Below are 18629 nucleotides of genomic sequence, written 5' to 3' on the forward strand. Positions count from 1 at the left end.
TCTGGGCGTTACCAGGAAATGTGAAACATGGTCTTGGCCAGCAATACGATGCCGACCATGTGACAGAACACGCTCAGATGCACCTTCGCGCGCAAGGCAGCATGCAGGCGCTTGCGGCGCGCCAGCGTCATGGCGGTGATGACATGCAGGAGCACGCTTGTGGCCAGCGCGATCTTGATGAGCAGCAGGGTGCCGAACGCAGAACTGCCGGGACTGGCAAGCACGGCGCGGTATTGCCAGGCCATGCCCAGCCCGGAGCCGTAAAGAACGAGCAACACCCAGGGCATGACCGTCCGGACACGTGGACCCAGTTCCTGCGACAGCGCCTTGCGCACGTCCGCGGACAGCCGCTGTTGCACGGGTTCGAGAAACAGCACCTCGAAAATGACGGTGCCAATGAAAACCAGGGCGGCGAAGAGGTGGACGATATGCAACAGCAGATAAGTCATGGTTGTTTCCTTGTGGCAAGCAAAAGGGTGCGCAGGCGTACCGCGTCGGCGGCGCGTTGCGGACTGCCGATGGGGCCGCTCAATGGAACAGGCGTGACGCGGCCCTGGTCGACCACTACGCAGCGGTCCACCAGGCCCAGCAGTTCTTGCGGGTCGTGGCTGATGCAGAGCAAGGCGGCCCCGCGCCGGGTCAGTTCCTCGTCGCAGCGCGTGGAAAGCTGGTGGCGCAGGCCCGGATCGAGCGCGCTGAAGGGTTCGTCCAGCAGCAGCAGATCGGGCTCCAGGGCCAGCGCGCGCGCCAGCGAGACGCGCTGGGCCATGCCGCCGGACAGCTCGCCTGGCCAGGCTTGCCCGGCCGCGTCCAGGCCGACCCGGGCCAGCCAGCCGCTGGCGATGGCGCGCGCGTCGTCGGCGCGATGGCCGGCGGCGCGCAAGGGCAGCGCCACGTTGTCCAGCGCGTGCCGCCAAGGCAGCAGCCGCGGTTCCTGGAACACCAGCACCGGATGCCTGAACGTATTGCGTAGCGTGCCTGCGCTGGGCCGCAGCAGGCCGGCGGCCAGGCGCAGCAACGAGCTCTTGCCCGCGCCGCTGGGCCCCAGGAGGCCCAGCCGTTCACCCGGCGCCAGGCGCAGGTCCACGTGTTCCAGCACGGTCTGGGCGCCGTAGCGCAGGGTCAGTGCCTGCATCTCAAGCATGGCTAGGCTCCATCCAGCGGCCAAGGCGGCGTTGCAGCGGCTGCAGCAGCGCGAACTCCAGCACGGCGACCAGGCCGAAGATCAGCAGCACCCACGCGAACAGCTCGGCGGTGTCGAAGGTGCTGCGGGCATTGGCCAGGGCGTAGCCCACGCCGTTCTCCGCGCCCAGGACCTCGGCCATGACGACCAGCCGCACTCCGCCGCACATGGCGATGAGCAGGGCCGCGAGCAGGGGCGCGCTCAATGCGGGCAGGTACAGATGGCGCAGGCGCAGCCACGCGCCATAGCGGTACACGTGCGTCATTTCCACCAATTGCCGGTCCACGTGCAGCATGCCCTTGACGGTGTTGACGTACATGCCCGGCGCCATCATCAGCGTCGTGATGAAGATGACCATCGGGGATCCCAGGCCGAACCACAGCATGGCCAGCACCACCATCACCACGGGCGGCATCGCCATCAGCAGCCAGCGCAATGGTTCGATCAGCCCGCGCAGGCGCGCGCTGTGACCGGCCAGCACGCCCAGCGCGAAGCCGATGGATGCGCCGGCCAGCACGCCCACGCCGATTCGCATCAGGCTGATCCCGGCGTTGGCGAAGAACTGTTCGCTGCGCACCAGCGGGCCGATCGCCCGCAGCGCGTCCCAGGGGGTGGCCATCAGCAGGGGGCCGAGCTGGCGGGCGGTCAGGTGCCACGCCAGCAGCAACAGCAGCACGCCGGCCACGCTCCAGCCGCGCGAGGTGCGTGCCGGGCCACGCCCGGTGGGAGGCGCGCTCATGGCCCGTAGAAGCCGACGGGGGGCAGGTCGCCGCCGATGGCCTGGGGAAAGCGGCTGGCAAGCAGCCGGTACAGGGCTTCCAGTTCGGGCCGGGCGTCGCGAGCGCTGCGGCTTTCCAGCCGGGTGCTGCGGATCGCGGTCTCCACCGCGGCGGCGGGCAGATGCGGCAGGTGTTCGCGCACCAGGTCCGCGCAGGCCGCCGGGTTGGCGGCGCACCAGCGCGCCGATTCCGCGTAGGCCTGATCCACCGCAAGGCACAGGCCGCTATCGTCAGCCACGCCGGCCGCGGCCATGACGCCGGCCTGCGGCAGCGAGGGCTGCTCGGGAAAGCCGCTGCGCCAGGCCTGTTCCAGGCTTTGCGCGCGGTATAGCGGCAAGCCGCCGGGCTGCGCCGCCCGCCACAGCAGCAGCGACGCCATGGGCTCGACCAGCAGCACGTGTTCGGCCTGGCCGTTGAGCACCAGGGCGATCGCGTCCTGGCCGTCGCGGGTGCGCCGCAAGGAGACGGGCGCCAGCCCGCGGGCGGCCTGGGCTTCCAGTAAAGTGTCCAGCAGGACGGCCGGCAGATCGCGCTGGAACGGCACCACCAGCTCGCGGCCCGCCAGGTCGGCGAAGGTCTTTACCGCCGGGTCGCGGCTGACCAGCCAGAGGATGCCCCACACCGAGATGTTCAGCAGGCGCACGGGCATGCCGCGGTTGTGCAGCAGGGCGGGCAGGGTGCTGGGCGCCGCGCTGAAGTCGATGTCCCGGTTCACCAGCAGCGTGCGCAACTGGTCCGGCGTTTGCCAGAGGCGGAATCGCAGCTTGTCGGTGTAGTCCGATAGCGCGCCGTTGGCGGCCATATGCATCAGCGGATAGCTGACCACGGCGCCCGGGCCGGCCAGCGTCAATTGGGCATGGCGTCGCGGTGTCGCGGCTCGGGCGGTATGCAGGCGCGGCAGCAGCGCGGCGCCCAGTGCTGCCGCGCAAAGGCGGCGGCGGGTGTGCAGGTCGACGGTCATTTTCTAAATACGAATTATTATCGTTCTATTCTCCCACTCATGCCGGAAGGCCCAGAATGACAAATATCAATGTGCCCGAGCCGCCCGCCGCCGTCGCGGCATTGCTGGCTCGGCATCCGCTGCTGAGCGGATTGCCGCCTGACGTGGCCGCCGAACTCCTGCTCGACGCGAGCGCGCTGCACGCCGCGGCGGGGCAGATACTGTTTCGCGAAGGCGATGAGGCGCGCCACTATCTGCTGGTCGAGAGCGGTCAGGCGGAGGTGATGCGCTACAGCTACAACGGGGATGAACGCGTCTTCCGGGTGTTTGAACCGGGGCAGCTGATGGCCGAGGCTGCCATGTTTATGCCGCATGGCCGCTACCCCATGCAGGCACGGGCCCGCAGCGACGTGCTGTGCTGGCGCTTGTCCCGCAAGCGCTTGCATGACGCTTGCCGGCGCTGGCCCGATCTGGCGCTCAAGCTGCTGGCGGGAATGAGCAAGGCCGTCTATGACCAGGTGAACAAGGTCGACTGGATGACATCCAGCTCTGCGGCGGAGCGGCTGGCCAATTACCTGGTTGGACTGCAGGAGAGCCAGGGCAGTGAGCTGACGCTGCCCCTGAGCCAGCGCCAGCTAGCCGCCCAACTGGGCATCCGGCCCGAGACGCTGAGCCGGCTGCTCACCGATTGGCAGGCGCAGGGCTACATCAGCGGCAAGCGCCGCCAGTGGGTTCTGCACGACCCGGCCTATCTGGCCGGTTTGTCGCTGACGGCGCGGCGGCCCTTCTGAATGCGGGCCAGGCCGCGGAGCCGTCCGCTGCCGGCGCGGACGGCGGTGCTCCAATGACTTGCGTCATGGGAGCCGGAGGCTGGGGGCCGCAGAATGGGCAAGTGATTCCGACGCCCGAGCCCAGCCATGGTCCATTCCGCCCTTGCCCAACCTTCCAGCCCGACGGCGTCCTATACGGAAGACGATATCCGCCGGCTGGTCCACCGTTTCTATGCCAAGGTGCGCCAGGACGAGGTGCTGGGGCCGATTTTCAATGGGCGCGTGGCGGACTGGGATCATCACCTGGAGATGTTGTGCGACTTCTGGTCGTCGCTGGTGCTGGGCACGCGCCGTTTCAAGGGCGCGCCGATTCCCGCGCACGCTCGGATTCCGGACTTGTCCTGGCCTTTGTTCCAGCGCTGGCTCGCGCTGTTTCACGGCACTTCGGCGGAGCTGGGCTGCCCCGCCCTGCAGGCGAAGGTGGACGCCATGGCCGAGCGCATTGCCGCCAAGCTGTGGAGCGTGTGGCAGCAGCGCGCAGCCATTCCCAGCTTGCCCGACGCCTTGCCCGAGGGAGTGCGGCCCTACAAGGACAGTCCGGTGTTCACGCCGGAGAACCTGCCGGATGCGTTGAAGGCCACGCATTCCACCAAGGCCGGCACCTGGGGCCTGCTCAAGGTGCACGCGGGCGTGCTGCGCTTCACGCTGGATGACCCGCCCTGCGCCGAGGCCGTGCTGACGGCAGGCCAGCAGGTGCTGATCGAGCCGCAGGTCCGCCACCACGTGGCCTTTGAATTGCCGGGCAGTTTCCAGATCACGTTCTGCAGGGCCTGAGGCCTGCTCGCCAAAGGACTGATTCCGGGCGCAATTCGTTACGCGCTTGCCAAGTTATTCGAAACAATTTCGTTCCAAATCGGGCTGAATCCTGCGTTGACGGGCGGGACAGGCCGTTACGCCGAAGCAAATCGACGTTTCGTCGAAAAAAGCATGCCTTCCTTTTGCGTGGTGACAAAAATCGATACGTCTTCGGTTTAAGCCGTACCGGCTGCCCGCAAAGGATTCGATATGAAGAAGCTGACCGCCAACCTGCCGGCGTGCAAGGGGGCTGCAACCATGCTCGGGCTGATGCTGGCGCAACCCGCGCTTGCCGATATCAGCTGCCCGCAGCCCAACCCCTCCACCACCACCACGTGCACTGTCGATGCCACCCAGAGTGGCAACCTGACCGTTGATTACACCGGCGGCACGGGCACCGGCAACGGCAGCGGCGGCTATGGCGGCAACTACATCGTGGTCAACAGCGGCTACCTGGGCCCAAACCCCCAGCAGGCGGCTCTGCTGGTGCGCCTGAAAGGCGGAACGGGTTCCCCCGACGGCAAGGACAGCGGCACCTTTGGCGGCTGGGGCGGCGCGATCACCATCACCAACTACGGATCGGTCGAGACCGACGTCTTTCCCACGGAGACCCCGCAAGGATCCGCGCCGGGCGTCTGGGACGATTCCAGTGCACAGTTCGGCATCTACGGCGCATCGGTGGGCGGCACGGGCGGCACGCCGCCGGACAACTTTGGCGGCGGCAGCGGCGGCGGCGGCGGCAACGGGTCGGCCGTCAATATCAGCAACATCGGACAGGTCCAGATGCAGGCGCTGCCCTATGGCGGCGTGGGCATCTACGGGGCCAGCATAGGCGGAACCGGCGGCAACCAGATGAGCGCCGCGGGCAGCGACCAGGTGGGCGGCAATGGCGGCAACAGCGATATCGTCAATATCACCAATACCGGCTCGGTCTCGGTGTCGTCCGGCAGCGCGGGCCGCTACGCCTGGGGCATCGGCGCGGAATCGCTCGGCGGCGCCGGCGGCGTGTATAACGGCTGGGGCGGCACGGGTGGCGGCGGAAACCCCGCCGCCGCCACGATCATCACGAACAGCGGGAAGGTGCAGGTCAATGTGGATGTTCCTGGCAACGCCACCGGCAACCTCCTGACCAACGGCGTGCGCGGGCTGTATGTCACCAGCCAGGGCAATGCGGGCTTTACCTCCAGCGACGGCAGCGACAACGGCGGCCAGGGCGGCGGATTCGGCACCATGGCCGCCGTCAACAACGGGCAGATCTCGGTCACCACCAATTCCCTGCAGGAACCGACGACCTTGGCGTCCCTGTCCGGCGGCATCGTGGTGGTGGGTTTGGGCGGCAATGGCGGCGGCGGGCCGATGACCAGCACCAACACCACCGGCGAGAGGGGCGGCAACGGGGGCTCGGCCCTTTCGTCGGCGACCGTCACGCTGAACAATGGCTCGTCGATCACCACCAGCGGCTCCTACCTGCCCGGCGTGAGCGTGATCAGCCAGGGCGGCGACGGCGGCCCCGGACGCCAAAGCAGCAACGGTGCCAACGGAGGCAATGGCGGTACCGTGCAGGTCGGCATGAGCGGTAGCGCCGGAATATCCACCTACGGTACTCAATCCCATGGCATTGTCGCGCGCAGCGTCGGCGGCGGAGGCGGCGGCGTGGAGACCAGCAGCGGCCTGGTCGACTTCACGCCGGAGAACGCAGGCGTGGGCGGCACCGGCGGCACGGTCAATGTGACGACTGGCGATGCCTCGACCGGAACCGCGGGCGGCACGATCAGAACCCAGGGGGATTATTCGATCGGCATCCTGGGCCAGTCGATGGGAGGCATCGGCGGCACCACCACGGGCAATTTCGAGATGTTCGGCAATGCCGGCGCGGAGGCCGGCAACGGCGGCGCCAGCGGCGCGGTCAATATCGACAGCCGCACCGCCATCACCACCTTCGGAACGTCGTCGCACGGCATCGTGGCGCAAGCCATCGGCGGGGGCGGCGGTACGGCGGGCGCCAGCGCCGGTCTCGTCTCGGTGGGCGGCGCCGGCGGCAGCGCCGTCGCCGGCGGTACGGTGTACATCAATCAGAACGGCAGCCTGAGCATCAACGGTTCGGCTTCCATCGGCATGCTGGCCCAATCCATCGGCGGCGGCGGTGGCGACGGCGGCAGCGCCAACGGCGTGGCGGTGATTGGCGGCACCGCCGGGGGCGGGGGCGCGGGCGGGCAGGCAACGGCCAACCTGAGCGGCGGTTCGGTCTATACGGGCGGCGACCATGGCTACGGCATCGTCTCGCAATCCATCGGGGGAGGCGGGGGCACGGGCGGCGCAGCGTCCGCCTACGATGCCGGCGTGGGGTTCTCCATGGCGGTCGCGGTCGGCGGCACGGGCGGCAATGGCGGGGCCGGCGGCGTGGCGACCGCCGCCATCTCCAACTCCAGCGTTAACACGGGCTCGAGCGACTCGCATGGCGTGATCGTGCAATCGGTGGGCGGGGGCGGCGGGGCCGGTGGCGCGTCGGTGGCCCAGGCCCTGACCATCGCGGTTCCCGACGAAGACGCATCATTCGGCGTGGCGGTCAGTTTTGCAATGGGCGGCTCGGGCTCCTCCGGCGGAGCCGGGTCCACGGCCACGGCCATGCTGACCAGCGCCGGGATCACGACGCAGGGCGCGAATTCGCAGGGCGTGATCGTGCAGTCCATCGGCGGCGGCGGCGGCATGGGCGGCAGCGCCTCCGCAACGTCCACGGTGATCGGCACGGGCGACTCGGTCGGCGGATCGCTGCAGTCCGCATTGGGCGGCAGCGGCGGCCCGGGCAACACGGGAGGCACGGCGTCGCTGGTCATGCAGGGCAGCAGCATTGCCACCTCGGGCGATTCCGCCAATGCAATCCTGGTGCAAAGCGTGGGCGGCGGCGGCGGCGCCGGAGGCGTGGGATCGGCCACGGGGCGCAGCATCAACACCGATGCCGATGTTTCGATCACGATGGCCTTGGGCGGCAGCGGCAATTCGGGCGGCAATGGCGGCACCGCCAGCCTGACGATAGACCCGGGCAGCTCGGTGACCACGCGTGGCGACGGCGCGCGCGCCGCGCTGTTGCAGTCCATCGGTGGCGGCGGCGGGGCGTCGCAGGGCGGTCAGGTCGGCCTGGAGCTGAGCGCGTCCGAAGAAGACAGCACCACGGACTTCCGCGGTTCCGTCTCCGTCGGCCGCGGCGGCGGAGGAGGAGGCAACGGCGGCGCGATCAACCTGAACAGCGATGGCAACATCACGACCTATGGCGCCGACGCCGACGGCCTGCTGGCGCAGAGCATCGGCGGCTCCGGCGGCCTGGGCGGCGCCGTGGGCGGCAACAGCGGCAGCACCTCTCCGCTCCCATGGGTGGACGATTCCGGGACCACCTATCAGTTCAACGTGGCCGTTGGCGGGACGGGCGGAGCGGGCGGGAATGGCGGAGCCATTGGTAGCAGCAGCGCGCCCGCCATCCTGGGAGCCTCCACCCAGACCTACGGCGACTATGCGGATGCGGCGGTGGTGCAATCCATCGGCGGCGGCGGCGGCGCGGGCGGGGCGTCCGCGGTGTCCTCCAGCGTATCCATTTCCAACGTGACCCTGGCGGTCGGGGGCAGCGGCGGCAACGGCGGCTCGGGCGGCGAAATCACGGCCTGGCTGAACGGCGACGGCGTCAACGCCTTCAACACCGAAGGCTATGGCGCGGCGGGCGTCGTGCTGCAGTCCATTGGCGGCGGCGGAGGCATGGCGGGATCGGGCTCGCCGCAGGCGCGCGGCCAGATGCAACTGGGCGGCATGCAGGGGAACGGCGGCGCCGCCACCATCACCGGCGGCAGCTGGGCCACCATCCAGACCAAGGGCGACAGCGCCTACGGGCTGGTCGCGCAGTCCATCGGCGGAGGTGGCGGCATCGCCATGGCGGGCAGCGCCAGTTCGGCGGCCAACCCCGGCAGCCAGCAGTTCAGCATGATCGCGGGCAACGCCAGCGGCGGCGGCTACGGCGGCCCCGTCAATGTTTCCACTGGGCTCGACCTGAACACCTATGGCGCCAGGGCGATGGGCGTCGTCGCGCAGTCCATCGGCGCCGGCGGCGGCATCGCGACCACGGGCACCGCAAGCGGCATGGGCACGATCCAGCTGGGCAGCCAGCGGAACAGCTCCTACGGCGCGAACGGCGGCGATGTGAGGCTCGACCTGAGCGGCAGCATTACGACGCGAGGCGCCGGCGCGCACGGCGTCGTCGCCCAATCCATCGGCGGGGGCGGGGGCATCTTGGGCGACGTGTCCCAAGCCATTCAGTTCAATCCGCAGGGATTTAACAGGCAGTCGGTGTCCGGCTCGGATGGCGGCGCGGGCGGCACGGTCAGCGTTGCCTTCGATGGCGTTCTGATTACCAGCGGAGCCAATGCGCACGGCATCGTCGCGCAATCTGTCGGCGGCGGCGGCGGGCTTGCCGGCGGCCCGCAGGGCGGTTTCGCGGGAGCCACCGGGCAGAACGGCACCGGGAGCCCCGTCGCCGTCCAGCAATCGGGCACTTTGCAGGCCACGGGCGCGGGATCGGCGGGCATCTTCGCGCAAAGCGACGGCGCCGCCTGGGTAGACCCGGTCGGGGTCGTCGTCAACGGAAATGTGCAGGGGGGATCGGGATCCGGCAGTGGCGTTTGGATCGCCGCGGGCAAGGAAAACCAATTGGTCGTGAATGCCGGCGCCTCGCTAGGCGCCATGTCGGACGTGGCCGTGCGCTACGACGGGTACATCGCCTCGCCGAAATCCACGCTGACCATCAACAACCTCGGCACGCTGGCCGGCAGCACGCTGTGCAGCAACCCCTACGGGAACATTGCCTGCTTCCTCAACAATAACGCCAGCGCCGTGGCCACCGACGCCGTTACCTACAATGCCAACGTCCGCAACGACGGGCTGATCGTGATCGGCAAGCCTGGCCAGTTCCAGACCCTGACCGTCAGCGGCGGTCTGACTCAGTCCAATAGCGGCGTGCTGCGCGCCGATGTGGATTTCGACAAGTTGCGGTCCTCGCGCATGGTCATCGAAGGCGATGCCACTCTGGCTGGGGGCATGGATGTGCTGCCGCAAGCGCTGCTGCCGAACCGCGAACTGCCTGTTGTGACGGTGCGGGGGAATTCGCAGGGATCGCTCACGGCAGTGGACAGCCCGGTGTTTGACTATGAAACACGCCAGATTGGGCCGGAAACGCGCATTCGCGTCGAATCGGCCGATTTCAATGCATCTTCCATGGGCTTGAAGGAGAACCAGAGCCAGGTCGCGAACCACTTGCAGCGCACCTGGGATGCGGGCGGAAATTCCGCGCTGGCGCCGCTATACGCGCAGCTCGACCTGGCTTCGCGCCAGGGGGCCGGCGCCTATCGCGACAGCGTCGCGAATCTGTCGCCGGGCGTGACCCTCGCGCCGGCGGTGCAGTCCGCCGCCAATATGGGACAGTTCACCAGTTCCATGATGTCGTGCCCCACATTCACCGGCGCGGATGCGATGACCGGCGAACAGAACTGCTTCTGGGGCCAGGTAAGCGGGCGCTCCACCCGGCAGGAGGGCAGCCGCGGCACGTCGGGCTTCGACTACGACACCGTCACGTACCAGTTCGGCGGCCAGCGCGAAGTCAGCCCCGGCTGGTTCCTGGGAGGCTCCATGGCGTACGAAAACAGCCGGGTGCGCGCCGGCGACGGCAGCGTCAGCGGCAATGGCGACAGCGGCTATGCCGGCGTGGTGCTCAAGCGCCAGGAGGGGCAATGGGTGTTTTCCGCGGCCCTGGGTGGCGGCTACGGCGACTACGGCATGGACCGGAACATCGATATCGCCGGCTATCAGGAAACCGTGTCCAGCCGGCCCGACGTGTATGGCTTCAATGCGCGCCTGCGCGCCGCCCGCACGTTCGCGTACGGCAATATGTATGTGAAGCCATACATGGATCTGGATGTCAGCTACAGCCGCATGCCGGGATACAAGGAGTCGGGCTCCAACCCGCTGGCGCTGTCGGTCGATGGCAGCGACCAGTTCATCCTGGGCGTATCGCCCATGATCGAATTCGGCGGCCGCGCGGAACTGAAGAATGGAGCGATGCTGCGCCCGTTCCTGTATGCGGGCGCGTCCTTCCTGTCGCAGAACGAGTGGACGTCGAGCGCGCGCCTGCGCGGCGCGCCGGCAGGAACGGGATCATTCGACACATCGCTGCCCATCGACGACGTCATCGGCAACGTGGGGGCGGGCCTGGCGGTGATGAAGGCGGGAGGCGTGGATTTCCGCTTGCAGTACGAAGGTCAGTTCTCGCAGCATGTGCGCAGCAACAGCGCATCGCTGAAGGTAATGGTGCCATTCTGAGCGCCGGCGAACCGGTCCCGGGCGGCATCCTATGCCAGCGCGCGCCGCAGGCGCAGCGACGCGACACGGCCCAGGACGATGGAATCGACGCCATTGTTGAACTTCACTTCGGTCTGCGCGCCGGGCCGCTGCTCAAGCTGGGAAATATGCTCGAGATTGATGATGACCGACCGGGACAAGGCGCAGAAGGGCGGGAAGGGAAGCTGGGCCGCCAGGCGTTTGAGTGTGATGTGCATCAGCTCATTGCCGCTGGCGGCACTGCACAGGCGCACATAGTCCCCTTGGGCTTGCATGACCGTCAGTTCCTGAACCTTGATCAGCCGCGTGCCGGCCTTTGTTCGCATGGACAGGTGGCCGGTCGTGCGGGGCCGCAGCCGCGCCAACGTCTGGGTGAGCCTGTCGGGGCAGACCGGCTTGAGCAGGTAGTCGACCGCCTCGACGTCGAAGGCGCGGGCGGCATAGTCGGTATGCGCGGTGACGAAGACCACGGAGGCTGCGGATTCCTCGCCGTCCAGGAGATCGAATCCCGTGCCGGCAGCCAGTTCGATGTCCAGGAAAATGGCATCCGGATTGTGGTCCCGGATCAGCCTGCGAGCCTGTTCGACAGTGGCGGCCTCGCCTTCGACCTGGACCGCGGGTGCGGCTTCAAGCAGCCGGCGCAGGTAGCGCCGCGCCGGAGCCTCATCGTCGATGATCAGCACGCGTAGCATGGTTCTCTCTGGCGCCAGGGTGTGGCGAGTATATTCTTTCGGTCCAATCCGCAGGTAAATATAAGGCCATGCGCGGCGTCCGGCTACCCGGCGCTCAGCGTGAATATGGCCCTTTCTGGTGGCGCGTCCATGATATTGACATCGATCGGCCAGGGGCTCAGCCAGGGGGAATCTTCCCCGGGGTTCTGGCGCGCCCAGATAGTGGGTTGGCTATTCCTTGCGGTCATTGGCTACTTCATCCGGCTGGCCGTGTTCGGCAACGCTGTCGCGGCTTTCTGGCTGACGCTGGCGCTGGAGCCGCTGGCGTTCGTCCTGACCAGCGCGGCCGCCGTGCTGCATGGACGCCGGTCGGCCAAGGCCGATGCACCCATTCTGGTGCTTGCGTGCGCGGTGTTGCTGTGCCTGGCGGCCTCGGCGCTGCTGGCCTCGATCGCCTACGCCATCAATCATCTGTTGTTGCCTGACGTGATCGGGGCGATACCGGGAAACCAATACCGGCTGGGCTTCATCTACTACATGGGGATACTCTCCATCTGGACGCTGATCTACTTCGGCGTGTCGGCCGAACTTGCCGCGCGTGCCGACCGCATGTCCAAGATGAAGGCCGAGACCCGCTCCCTGAGGCTGGAGCTGGAACATCTGCAACTGCAGATAGAGCCCCACTTCCTCTTCAATTCGCTCAATACCATCGTGGCCGAGATCGCCGATCGTCCCGCCGTCGCCGAAGAGATGACGCGTCGCCTGGCCGATTATCTGCGCTATTCGCTGGACCGGCGCGGGCGCGGGCTGTGCCGGCTGGAGGAGGACATCGAGGCCGCCCAGGCCTATGTACGCATACAGGCCTTGCGCTTCGAGAGGCAGCTGGAGTGCCAATGCCAGATCGACCCGGCCACACTGAAGATCAACATACCGCACATGACGCTGCAGGGGCTGACGGAGAATGCGATCAAGCACGGCATGCGTTCCGAACATGACCGGTTCGTGATCCACATCCGCACCCGGCTCCAGGGCGATCTACTGATCATCGAGGTGGATAACCCCGGCCAGCTGCAAGCACCATTCGACCTGGTGCAGAGCGGCGGCGGGCTCGGTAATCTGTGCCGCCGCCTGGCATTGCGATACGCCGACCGCTACGAATTCTCGTTGAATCAGCGCGGCGATCTGACGGTGGCCGAGATCAGGCTCAGAGGCGAGCCGGCGCCGCTGTAGCGCTCAACCGTGGGTCAGCGCCAGATGTCCTGCACGGCCTGCGCAATCGCGCCAGCCTGCCGGACCCCGGCATCGGCGCAATCCGCGCGCCTGGCGGGATCCAGGACGTTGTCGCCGATGGCCTGCACGCTTGCCGGGTCGGGAAGAACGGCATGCGCCCGGGCGCCGGCCGCGCGCAGCATCTGGAGTTCCTGGCGCAGATGGCCGCTGACCGGATTGCCGTCGCGGTACCCGAGCGGAGCCAGGACGACGACTGTCCTGAACCCGACCGCCAGATCGGCGTTGGTCATCGAACGGATGCCGCCGTCCATGTAGGTCGCGCCACCGATCGGCACGGCCGGCCATGATCCGGGCACCGCGCAACTGGCGGCAATGGCATCCACGAAGTCCACCTGGTCTTCGGCGCCGAAGCTGCGCCCCTCGCCCGTCGCGGTGTCGACGGCGACGACGCGCAAGGGCCGGGCGGGCCAATCCGCGGCGGCAAGCCTGGAAGCGATGATGTCGCGCCGTTCGGCCAGCGTCGGGGTGTCGCTGCGCAGCGCATACGCGCCGACCCGCTGACGAGCCAGCGCCAGGTCGCCGCCCACCTTGTCATACAGCTGGCGGTTTTTCTCATCGGCTGATTGCTGCGAATACGGACGGAATTGCTCCGCGCCCGCGGCGGCGTCGTCCAGCTGCCGCGCGAGCAGCCGGGCGACGGGCATGCCGTGGGCCAGCTGGGCGCCCGCGACGGCGCCCGCGGAGCAACCGATGAAAAGGTCCGCCGCGGCAAGGTCCACGCCCAGGCGCTCCAGGCCCGCCAGGACGCCGATCTCCCAAGCCAGCCCGGTCACGCCGCCGCATCCCAGCACCAGGCACCGCCCGCCGTTGACGCCTGTCATTCAGGCCACCTCTTGCCGGGCGGGGACGTCGACAGTCGTCGCCGGCCGGAAGAAGTAGTCGTTCATGTCCGTCTTGCGCAGCATGTGCCAGTAGTCGTCATTGCGGAACGGGGTGGGCGCGACCACCTTGCCATGCGCATTGCGATACCAGTTGCTCATGCCCTTGTGGGTCCAGATCATGCGATCGTGGGCCGCCTGCACGCGCGCGTTGTAGGCGTCGTGGCGGTCCTTGCGGACTTCGATTTCAAAGCGCCCGCCAGCGCGCGCCATGCCTTGCTGCAGCAGACCCAGCACATAGCGCACCTGGGTTTCCAGCAGGGCGACGACGCTGCCGCCGTGGCCCAGCGCGGTGTTCGGTCCCGCCAGGATGAACAGATTGGGGAAATCCGGCGCGGCGACTCCCATGAAGGCTTCGGCGCCTTGCTTGTCCCAGGCTTCGCGGATGGAGCGTCCGCCGCGGCCGTACAGCTTGAATGAGGACAGCAGATTGATCGCGTCGAACCCGGTCGCCACCACCAGGACATCCAGTTCATGCGCGGTGCCGTCATCGCTGACGACCGCGCCGGCCGTGATCCTGTCGATGCCGCCGGTGACCAGTTTGACGTGATCGCGCGCCATGGTGCGAAACCAGCCGTTGTCCATCAGCATGCGCTTGCCGAAGGGCGGGTAGTCCGGCAGCACATCGGGCAGCAGATCCTGGCGCGCACCCAGCTCCGTCTTGATATAGCTGGTGAAATGCTCGCGATGCCGGTCGTTGATCTTGTTGATGGCGCGTTCCGGATGCGGCCATTGCGGATCGATCTGCAGGGTCGCGTGGACGCGGTCGTTGAAGATCCAGGCCAGGCGCTGGCGATACCATTCCTGGTAGTAGGGCACGTCCCGCAGCAGGAAGCGGACATCCTGGGGCACCGGCTTCTGGAACTTCTCGAAGGGCGCGGCCCATTGCTTGGATCGCTGGAATACGGTCAGCGATTTCACCTGGTCGGCGATGGCGGGCACGACTTGCATGGAGCTGGCGCCGTTGCCGATGATGCCGACTTTCTTGCCGCGCAGGTCCAGGTCTTCCGGCCAGTTCGCCGTATGGAAGCAGGGGCCTTCAAAGGTATCCAGGCCCGCTATCGGTGGCAGCTTCGGCACGTTCAGCAGCCCCACTGCGCTGATCACGATATCGGCGACGAAGTCCTGCACCTGGCCGTCGTTCCCCACGGCGCGCACATCCCAGCGCGCATGGACTTCGTCGTAGCGGGCCGATTCGACGCGGGTGTTGAACAGGATGTTGGGACGAACGCCGAACTGGTCCGCGACGCCTTCGAAATAGCCCTGGATCTCGCCCTGCAGGGCGAAGTAGCGCGACCAGTCGTGCTTGGCGAACGAGTAAGAATAGATGTGGTTGGGCGTATCGACGCCGGCGCCCGGATAGCGGTTTTCGTACCAGGTGCCGCCCACCTCGGCGTTCTTCTCGATCAGAACGTACGGGATGCCTGCGCCCTGCAGGCGTATGGCCGCGCACAGGCCGGCCACGCCTGCGCCGATGATCAACACGCGGTATCCCTGCGGCACGGAGAACGCGTGGCGTTGCTCCAGCGCGAAGTCGGGATCCAGGCCCAGCCAGCTGGCGATCATGGGCCCATAGGAGTCGGGGACGTCTTCGCCGATGCTGGTGTGGAGCATGGCGACCAGCTGTGCGTGCGTGGGGGCGGGAAGCGCCGGCGCCTGGCCTTGCCGCGCGCGGATGACGGCGGCGTAGGCCGCCTGGCGGATCTCGTCCTGCACCTCTTCCGGCAGACCGCCCGGATCATTGTCCTCCAGGCCCCGGATGCGCGTGCATTGGTAGCGCTCGGAAAGCCATTGCGTGTCGCCGGTCAGGTGGACCAGCACCATGAGCAAGGTGGGGATGTTGGCGCTGCACAGCGCGCGCTTGAGCGTGGCCTCCCATGCGTCGTTGCTGAACGGGGAATCGGAAGCCTGGGTATCGCGATGCATAGAGGGGTCCTTCTTTGAATGGCGTAGGGATTCAGTCGGCGTGGAGGCAAGTTCGATGCCGCCAGATTTCCATGATTCCATCGTGAATATTCATGATGCAAACAAAATAATCACCAACGTTTAATATGTGCACAATTACAGTGAAACGGCGAAAACAATGGGTGACGAGAAGAACGTGAAGGGCGCGCAGACGGTGTTTCGCGCGCTAGGCTTGCTCAAGCAGATCGCCGAGCATCACCCCTCGGGAATCCTGCTGAATGCTTTGGCGCAGACTGCCGCCCTGGACCGCACCACGGCTTACCGGCTGGCTTGCAGCCTGGTGGAGTCCGGGCTGGTGGAGCGCGACGCGAACAAGGTGTACCGCCTGGGGCTGGAAGCGATGCAGCTGGGGCTGGCGGCGATGAAAGGCGCGCCCATCCTGGACCGCTGCCGGCCATTCATGCAGCGCCTGGCGCGCCGCACGGAAGACACGGCGTTCCTGGTGGTGCGCAACGGCGACTATGGACATTGCCTGCTGTCCGAAGAAGGGTCCTTTCCCGTGAAGGCGCTGGTGCTGCAAGTGGGAGGAATGCGGGTGCTGGGAATCGGTTCCGCGGGTATGACGCTGCTGTCCTTGTTCTCGGACGACGAGATCGACAAGCTGTATGCGCGGCACCGGGATGAATTCCGGCCCAAGGGGCCCACCCTGGCGCAGTTGCGGCGCCTGGTGGCGCAGACCAGGAAACTCGGATACGCAAGCACGGATAACCTCGTCACCGAAGGCGTGAGCGGCGTCGGCATGAACTTTCAGATCACGCCGGGCAGTTATGCGGCGGTCAGCGTCGCCGCGATCAACAGCCGCATGCAAGGAGACAGGAAGCTGAGGATCGCCGAGCTGATCGCCGAGGAACTGCGCGCGGAGGGCTTTGAACCCCGGTTTTCCGGGGAATAGGCCTATTCCGCGGTCGCGCCGGATTTCTGGATCAGCGCCGCCCACTTGGCGCTGTCGCTGACGATGAAGGCGCCGAATTCGTCGGGCTTGCTGAACAACGCGTCCAGGCCCATCTTCTTGAATTGCTCCTGGATGTCAGGAGACGCCTTCATTTTCTGCAACGAGGCCTGCAGGCGCTCGATGACGGCGGGCGGCGTGCCGGCCGGCGCCACGATGCCCAGCCAGGGCATGGCGTCATAGCCCGGCAATCCGGATTCTTCCACCGTGGGCAGGTCGGGCAAGACACTGGATCGCGTCTTGGTGGTCACGGCCAGGGGACGTACCTTGTTCGCGTCGAGGAAGGGCTTGGCGGCCGCGATGTCCACGAACAGGAGATCGACTTCGCCGCCCGCCAGGGATGTCAGCGCGGGGACGCTGCCCTTGTAGGGGATATGCGTCATCTTCAAACCGGTCAGCGCGGCGAAAAGCTCTCCTTCCAGATGATTGGACGTGCCGTTGCCGGACGAGGCGAATGTCGCGGGCTTCCCATCTTTCTTGAGGTTCGCGACCAGGTCCTTCACGGTGGCGGCCTTAACCTGGTTGCCGGTCACCAGGATGTGGGGCACGCTGGCGATCAGCGACACGGGCTGGAAGTCCTTGACCGGGTCGTAGTTGGCCGTTTCCTTGTACAGGCTGGGCGCGATCCCCAGCGACGAGGCGGCCATCAGCAGCGTGTAGCCGTCGGCCGGCGCTTTGGCCACGAACGAGGACGCGATCATGGTGCCGGCGCCTGGCTTGTTGACCACCACGACGGGCTGGCCCAGGTCGCCCTGCAGTTTGGCCGCGATCTGGCGGGTCATCACGTCGGTGACGCCGCCGGGCGTGAACGGAACCACGATGTTGATCGGCTTGGCCGGGTAGCCCTGCGCGTGGGCGGCGGCGCCCGCGCAAACCAGGGATGCGGCCAGGAAGTGCGATAGCCATTTCATGTTTGTCTCCAGAGGTTTTATAGGTTTGGTTTTCAAATTGAACCGACGCTGCGGTTCCGGTGCCGGATAAGTCCCCACACCATGCTGGCGTAGGGCATGTCCAGGTTCAGCTTTTCTGCAATCTCCACCATGGAGCCGATCAGGGCGTCGACCTCCAGCGGCTTGCCTTTCAGCGCGTCCTGCAGCATCGATGTCTTCGCGGCGCCAGCGCTGGCGGCGGCCTTCATCCGTTGTTCGACCGTCACTTGTAGCGGCAGCCCCAACGCCGTGCCCAGCTTCAGGTATTCCTGCAGCATCGCGCGGGCCAGCCGGTTCAGGTAGGGGTCTTCAACCAGTTCGTTCATGCCGGCGTTGGCCAGCACGCTCAATGGATTGAACGTGGCATTGCCGGCCGCCTTGATCCAGACGGCTTCATGGATGCGCGGGCTGATGTCGCATTGCAGGCCGGAGGCCGTCAGCAAGCCGGCCAACCGGGTGGCGCGGGCGGAGATCTCGCCGTTGGGCTCTCCGATGATCAGGTTGTTGCGGGCGTTCTGCACCGTAACGCCGGGCGCCGGCGTATGCGCCGCGATGTACACGACCGAGCCGAGCACCCGCTCCAGCGGCACGGCGCGCTTCAGGATGCCGTGGGCGTCGACCAAGCGCAGCGGCGCGTCGCCCAGCGCGGAATTCAGCGTGGGCAGATACCACCAGGGGATGCCGTTCATGGCCGGCACGACGGCCCCGTGCGCGGCCAGCATGGGCGTGAGGCGGTCGCCGATTTCGTCCAGCGCCTGCTGCTTGACAGTCAGGAACAGATAGTCGGCCCCGCGTATGTCGGCCGGATCGTCCGTGGCTTGCACGGGATAGCTTTGCGTGACGCTGTCGACGGTCAGGCTCACGCCGTTTTGCCGCAGCGCGGCCAGGGTCTGGCCGCGGGCGATCACGGAGACTTCGCATCCTGCCTTGGCCAGGCGCGCGGCCAGCAGACAGCCGATCGCACCCGCACCATATACCGCGACGCGGCACTGATGAGAATTTTTCATTTTTTCGCTACGAAGATCGGCCGCCGTGGGGCGGCGCTATT

The 18629-nt window shown here is 67.1% G+C and carries 14 protein-coding genes; 5 read left to right on the forward strand and 9 right to left on the reverse strand.

Features of this window, described 5'->3' with window-relative positions; genetic code table 11:
• Positions 1–8 precede the first annotated feature (8 nt).
• The 4 genes from HLG70_RS25020 to HLG70_RS25035 are packed head-to-tail and all read right to left on the reverse strand — an operon-like array spanning position 9 to position 2923.
• Positions 9–449 carry a CopD family copper resistance protein gene (locus HLG70_RS25020; RefSeq protein WP_171662909.1) on the reverse strand — a complete coding sequence of 147 codons (441 nt, stop codon included), beginning with the start codon at positions 447–449 and terminating at the stop codon, positions 9–11.
• Positions 446–1144 carry an ATP-binding cassette domain-containing protein gene (locus HLG70_RS25025; RefSeq protein WP_171662908.1) on the reverse strand — a complete coding sequence of 233 codons (699 nt, stop codon included), beginning with the start codon at positions 1142–1144 and terminating at the stop codon, positions 446–448. Before HLG70_RS25025 ends, HLG70_RS25020 begins: the two co-directional genes overlap by 4 nt.
• Positions 1137–1922, reverse strand: coding sequence for an ABC transporter permease (locus HLG70_RS25030; protein ID WP_171662907.1), 786 nt, complete (start codon positions 1920–1922; stop codon positions 1137–1139). The genes HLG70_RS25025 and HLG70_RS25030 overlap by 8 nt, the downstream gene beginning before the upstream one ends.
• On the reverse strand, positions 1919–2923 hold the full coding sequence (locus tag HLG70_RS25035; RefSeq protein WP_171662906.1) for an ABC transporter substrate-binding protein: 1005 nt from the start codon (positions 2921–2923) through the stop codon (positions 1919–1921). Before HLG70_RS25035 ends, HLG70_RS25030 begins: the two co-directional genes overlap by 4 nt.
• A 56-nt stretch (positions 2924–2979) precedes the next feature.
• Here HLG70_RS25035 and HLG70_RS25040 point away from each other — a divergent pair, with 56 nt between their 5' ends.
• The 3 genes from HLG70_RS25040 to HLG70_RS25050 all read left to right on the forward strand — a co-directional run bounded on the left by HLG70_RS25040 (position 2980) and on the right by HLG70_RS25050 (position 10881).
• Positions 2980–3693: a Crp/Fnr family transcriptional regulator gene (locus HLG70_RS25040; RefSeq protein ID WP_171662905.1), complete on the forward strand. Its 714-nt coding sequence runs from the start codon at positions 2980–2982 to the stop codon at positions 3691–3693.
• Between the two features lie 126 nt (positions 3694–3819).
• Positions 3820–4506, forward strand: coding sequence for a DUF1971 domain-containing protein (locus HLG70_RS25045; protein WP_171662904.1), 687 nt, complete (start codon positions 3820–3822; stop codon positions 4504–4506).
• Positions 4507–4737: 231 nt separating this feature from the next.
• Positions 4738–10881, forward strand: coding sequence for an autotransporter outer membrane beta-barrel domain-containing protein (locus tag HLG70_RS25050; protein WP_171662903.1), 6144 nt, complete (start codon positions 4738–4740; stop codon positions 10879–10881).
• 29 nt (positions 10882–10910) lie between these two features.
• Here the strand turns inward: HLG70_RS25050 and HLG70_RS25055 are convergent, their stop codons facing one another.
• The gene (locus HLG70_RS25055; protein ID WP_171662902.1) at positions 10911–11591 is read right to left on the reverse strand and encodes a LytR/AlgR family response regulator transcription factor; all 681 of its coding nucleotides are present in this window, start codon (positions 11589–11591) and stop codon (positions 10911–10913) included.
• A 129-nt stretch (positions 11592–11720) separates the two neighbouring features.
• Here HLG70_RS25055 and HLG70_RS25060 point away from each other — a divergent pair, with 129 nt between their 5' ends.
• Positions 11721–12800: a sensor histidine kinase gene (locus HLG70_RS25060; protein ID WP_234103221.1), complete on the forward strand. Its 1080-nt coding sequence runs from the start codon at positions 11721–11723 to the stop codon at positions 12798–12800.
• A 14-nt stretch (positions 12801–12814) separates the two neighbouring features.
• Here the strand turns inward: HLG70_RS25060 and HLG70_RS25065 are convergent, their stop codons facing one another.
• Both HLG70_RS25065 and HLG70_RS25070 read right to left on the reverse strand, forming a co-directional pair.
• Complete coding sequence (locus HLG70_RS25065; RefSeq protein WP_171662901.1) at positions 12815–13681, reverse strand: patatin-like phospholipase family protein; 867 nt, start codon at positions 13679–13681, stop codon at positions 12815–12817.
• Complete coding sequence (locus tag HLG70_RS25070; protein ID WP_171662900.1) at positions 13682–15664, reverse strand: flavin-containing monooxygenase; 1983 nt, start codon at positions 15662–15664, stop codon at positions 13682–13684.
• 157 nt (positions 15665–15821) lie between these two features.
• On the opposite strand from HLG70_RS25070, the gene HLG70_RS25075 reads away from it, so the two are divergent.
• On the forward strand, positions 15822–16595 hold the full coding sequence (locus tag HLG70_RS25075) for an IclR family transcriptional regulator (protein WP_171662899.1): 774 nt from the start codon (positions 15822–15824) through the stop codon (positions 16593–16595).
• 2 nt (positions 16596–16597) lie between these two features.
• Here the strand turns inward: HLG70_RS25075 and HLG70_RS25080 are convergent, their stop codons facing one another.
• Positions 16598–17563: a Bug family tripartite tricarboxylate transporter substrate binding protein gene (locus tag HLG70_RS25080; protein WP_171662898.1), complete on the reverse strand. Its 966-nt coding sequence runs from the start codon at positions 17561–17563 to the stop codon at positions 16598–16600.
• 32 nt (positions 17564–17595) lie between these two features.
• Entirely contained in the window at positions 17596–18588 is a 993-nt protein-coding gene (locus HLG70_RS25085) for a ketopantoate reductase family protein (RefSeq protein ID WP_171662897.1), read from the reverse strand.
• Positions 18589–18629 lie beyond the last annotated feature (41 nt).

The sequence above is a fragment of the Achromobacter deleyi genome (assembly GCF_013116765.2).
Classification (GTDB): Bacteria; Pseudomonadota; Gammaproteobacteria; order Burkholderiales; family Burkholderiaceae_B; genus Achromobacter; species Achromobacter deleyi_A.

Bases quoted from the DNA above. Each gene is read 5' to 3' on its own strand.
- HLG70_RS25040 (WP_171662905.1), top strand. From the start codon at position 2,980: ATGACAAATATCAATGTGCCCGAGCCGCCCGCCGCCGTCGCGGCATTG.
- HLG70_RS25055 (WP_171662902.1), bottom strand. From the start codon at position 11,591: ATGCTACGCGTGCTGATCATCGACGATGAGGCTCCGGCGCGGCGCTAC.
- HLG70_RS25060 (WP_234103221.1), top strand. From the start codon at position 11,721: ATGATATTGACATCGATCGGCCAGGGGCTCAGCCAGGGGGAATCTTCC.
- HLG70_RS25085 (WP_171662897.1), bottom strand. From the start codon at position 18,588: ATGAAAAATTCTCATCAGTGCCGCGTCGCGGTATATGGTGCGGGTGCG.
- HLG70_RS25075 (WP_171662899.1), top strand. From the start codon at position 15,822: ATGGGTGACGAGAAGAACGTGAAGGGCGCGCAGACGGTGTTTCGCGCG.
- HLG70_RS25025 (WP_171662908.1), bottom strand. From the start codon at position 1,144: ATGCTTGAGATGCAGGCACTGACCCTGCGCTACGGCGCCCAGACCGTG.
- HLG70_RS25080 (WP_171662898.1), bottom strand. From the start codon at position 17,563: ATGAAATGGCTATCGCACTTCCTGGCCGCATCCCTGGTTTGCGCGGGC.
- HLG70_RS25035 (WP_171662906.1), bottom strand. From the start codon at position 2,923: ATGACCGTCGACCTGCACACCCGCCGCCGCCTTTGCGCGGCAGCACTG.
- HLG70_RS25020 (WP_171662909.1), bottom strand. From the start codon at position 449: ATGACTTATCTGCTGTTGCATATCGTCCACCTCTTCGCCGCCCTGGTT.
- HLG70_RS25030 (WP_171662907.1), bottom strand. From the start codon at position 1,922: ATGAGCGCGCCTCCCACCGGGCGTGGCCCGGCACGCACCTCGCGCGGC.
- HLG70_RS25070 (WP_171662900.1), bottom strand. From the start codon at position 15,664: ATGCATCGCGATACCCAGGCTTCCGATTCCCCGTTCAGCAACGACGCA.
- HLG70_RS25065 (WP_171662901.1), bottom strand. From the start codon at position 13,681: ATGACAGGCGTCAACGGCGGGCGGTGCCTGGTGCTGGGATGCGGCGGC.
- HLG70_RS25050 (WP_171662903.1), top strand. From the start codon at position 4,738: ATGAAGAAGCTGACCGCCAACCTGCCGGCGTGCAAGGGGGCTGCAACC.
- HLG70_RS25045 (WP_171662904.1), top strand. From the start codon at position 3,820: ATGGTCCATTCCGCCCTTGCCCAACCTTCCAGCCCGACGGCGTCCTAT.